4 protein-coding genes are annotated in these 3217 nt (G+C 52.9%); all 4 read left to right on the top strand.

The features are described 5' to 3' along the window. The coding region (locus H5U08_RS13810; protein ID WP_297034196.1) for an asparagine synthase-related protein at positions 1–1433 on the top strand (1433 nt) is incomplete at its 5' end. A gap of 281 nt (positions 1434–1714) precedes the next feature. Further along, positions 1715–2416 carry a glycosyltransferase family 2 protein gene (locus tag H5U08_RS13805; RefSeq protein ID WP_297034194.1) on the top strand — a complete coding sequence of 234 codons (702 nt, stop codon included), beginning with the start codon at positions 1715–1717 and terminating at the stop codon, positions 2414–2416. Beyond that, a complete protein-coding gene (locus tag H5U08_RS13800) occupies positions 2413–2760 on the top strand; it encodes a DUF2304 domain-containing protein (protein ID WP_297034192.1) in 348 nt (115 codons plus the stop codon). Before H5U08_RS13805 ends, H5U08_RS13800 begins: the two co-directional genes overlap by 4 nt. 10 nt (positions 2761–2770) lie before the next feature. Continuing rightward, positions 2771–3217: glycosyltransferase family 2 protein (locus H5U08_RS13795; protein WP_297034189.1), on the top strand; the 447-nt coding region annotated here is incomplete at its 3' end.

The raw sequence follows: 3217 nt of genomic DNA, 5'->3' as shown, positions 1-3217 counted from the left end.
CCGATTCAGACGCAGAGGTTCTATTGGTGTTATGGCACCAAATGGGGACAGATGCTTTGCAAGTAGTACGTGGCAGTTTTGCTTGTTCCATTGTAGACGTTCGGTCGCGAAAATTGTTTTTGATCCAGGACCCGGTGGGGAAAAAACCGTTGAGCCTCTATTTTGGCGAAAAAGAGGTAGTTTTTGGCTCCAAGGTCACGGCGATAGCTTCGATAACCGACAAGCCGCTAGAAATTAATGAAGACGCAGTTAACGACTTTTGGAATTTCGGATATATTGACCCAAGACGTACCGTCTTCCGAGACGTAGAGAACATCCTTCCAGGCGAGGTGTTAGAGTTTGATTTCAACGGCAAACTATTATCGCGGACCGTACACAAGCCAAGCTTTAAGCCAGTATCTGTCAAAACATTTCAGGAGGCAGTAGACCTTTCAAGCGAATTGATTCGACAAGCAACCCTACGAAGGCTCACCAATAATCCATGCCCGGTGTGTTTGTTGTCTGGTGGGATCGACTCTACAGTTGTGGCCAAGGCTCTTGCCGGTCTGGAACATGCGGAATGTATCACTCTTCATGGGAATCGACTTCTTGTCCCTGATCGTCCCTTTGCGAGTATTGCGGCAGATTCCCTGGGATTGCCGCTGCGCTCCGTGCGACCGCGTCTCGGTCAAATGGCCGAGGAGGTTCTGTGGGCACTGAGTCTGCAAGATGAGCCTTTTGCACCAATTTCATTCTTTCCGCTCGCTTTAATGATGCGCGAAGTACGTCAAATCGGCAAAATCGTTCTGACTGGAGACGGTGGCGACGAGGTATTCCTAGGATATGGCAGCGCGGACCAGTGGATCGGAAACCGCGCCGACACATCCTTCCGCGATGCCTTGGTCGGTCCGCCCATTCCGGGCTGGATGAGTGCCTGGGGAAGGAACTGGTCGGAAGCATCTCTGCTCGGGCACATGTTTCGTAAATTAGATCGCGCCTCTGCGGAGCAAGGGGTAGAGGCAAGATGTCCTTTACTTGATTGGGATGTGATGGCAGCCGCGAGAAGCTTTCCGCCCCACGTGCTTTTACGGGATGGCCGAACTAAGGCAGTATTGAAGGCGGCATTATCTGAATTCGGTCCAAATTTTACTGATCGGCGCAAAGTTGGTTTTACGTTTAGAATTCGATGGATATGGTTGAAAAGCTTGTTCGCTGGCCTTCGGGATTTAGTTTCTATAGATGCTATCGAGCGCTTCGCACCGGGGCTTCCAACTAGTCTTCGCTGCACACCGTCTCAATGGTCAACCCTGTCAATATTTCGGACTTTCTATGCCGTTTGGAAGCTTCTCGTTTGGACGCAATTCGAAGAACGCATACGACAGGCCCGTAATGGAGCAATGATAATGCGTAATCAAGGCGAGGCTCCAGGGCCGTCCTCTCCAACAAGCTCATAGGTTCATTTTTCGGAGAAGTTTGGTGAAGCTGGGCTCCACTGATAAGGTCACCCTACGAGTAATGTGTGATCCCAGGGCTATGACGCAGACCGCAGGCCAGCGCCGAAAACGAGTTATTGCAGCGCTAAATGGAAAAATAACGCGGGTTTCGATCTTCGGCACGAACCACGACAACAGTAAGTGGATCTGGGATAGCCTCTTGCGTTTACCAAAAATAAAAGGTGCGATGGTCCTTTTTCAGTTTTTCGTGATCGTCACAACTTCCAACACCAGTCGGTTCTATGGCCACTTCAAGCGACACTAATCTACCACAGTCCTGTTTTGTTGTCGTTCCCGCTTTCAACGAGGCTCCGCGGATTGGCCGAACCCTGGAAAGTCTGCTCCAGGTGGCCCGGTCGGTGGTCGTTGTGGACGACGGCTCGGCCGACAACACCGCCGAAGTGGCGCTCCAGTATCCGGTTTGGGTCCTGCGACATCCGGTGAATTTGGGCCAGGGAGCCGCTATCCAGACGGGAATCACCTTCGCCCTTCGGCAGGGGGCCGAATATGTGGCTACGTTTGACGCTGACGGCCAGCACGATCCCGGTGATCTGGCGAAAATGCTCGAGCAGCTTCACCAAGCCGGTGTCGATTATGTTCTCGGGTCCCGTTTCCTAGGCCGGGCCGCGGGCATCCCAATTTCGCGCAAGCTCATGCTCAAGGCGGCCGTTTGGTATACCCGGCTCATGTCAGGGATTCGCGTCACGGACACACACAACGGAATCCGCCTCATGACGCGGCGCGGGGCTGAACGCATCCACATCACGATGAACCGTATGGAGCATGCGAGCGAAATCCTTGACCAAATTGCCCGCTCCGGTCTCCGATTCATCGAAGTGCCGGTGACCATTCGTTATAGCGAGGCGTCCCTGGCCAAAGGGCAGAAAACGTCGGCGGCATTTCGGATGGGCGTCAAGATTATCGCCGAAAGGGTTATGCGATGAACCTGTTCCAGATTGTTTTTGTACCGCTTTGCACCATCGCTGCTCTCAACAATCTGTGGCGACTCCGCCGTGGGCAGACGAGCTGGCTGGCGGGCCTGTTCTGGTTTGTCGTCTGGACGGCCGGCGCGGTGGCCATCGCGTATCCGCCGATCACATCGCTGGCAGCCAGAACGTTCGGCATCACCCGGGGAAGTGATTTTGTCCTGTACCTTGTGACCCTTGGCCTTCTGTTTTTCCTCCGGGTGTTCTACAATCGCTACCGCCGGTTGGAGAATATGGTGACGCAGTTGGCGAGAGAAATAGCCATCAGCGAAGCAGTCGAGGGACCGCGCGCAAGAACGTGAGCACTTTGCCATGCCCCTTTCCCCGCTCATTTCCGTCAACATGTGTGTTTACCGGCCGCATCCGGTTTATTTTCGGGAGGCGGTGCAGAGTATCCTCAATCAAACGTTTGAAGATTTCGAGCTGATCATCGTCGAAGACCCTTCAGAGGTCGATGGCCGGGAAATTATTTCCGATTTACTCTCGGACAAAAGAATACGCTATATTCATAATGAGCAGCGAACGGGATTTTGCGCCCAAAAGAACCTCGCTATTCAGTTGAGTCAAGGTCAGTATATCGCGATGATGGATGCAGACGATATCTCGGAATCGAATCGCCTCCAACTACAGTTTGCGCACGCGGAAGCGAATCCGAGAATCAAAGTGCACGGCTCAGCGTTAACTATCGTCGATGAAGAAGGACGCATCATCGGGTTTCGCAAATATCCAACAGAACCCGAAATGGTATGGAAGGCTATG

Origin of the sequence: Thermogutta sp. (assembly GCF_014359955.1) — a bacterium.
GTDB lineage: Bacteria > Planctomycetota > Planctomycetia > Pirellulales > Thermoguttaceae > Thermogutta.
The sequence above is the reverse complement of the archived record's forward strand: the minus strand, read 5'-3'. Positions and strand labels throughout refer to the sequence as shown.

Coding starts and splice junctions, on each gene's coding strand:
- H5U08_RS13805 (WP_297034194.1), top strand. CDS start 1,715: ATGGCCACTTCAAGCGACACTAATCTACCACAGTCCTGTTTTGTTGTC.
- H5U08_RS13800 (WP_297034192.1), top strand. CDS start 2,413: ATGAACCTGTTCCAGATTGTTTTTGTACCGCTTTGCACCATCGCTGCT.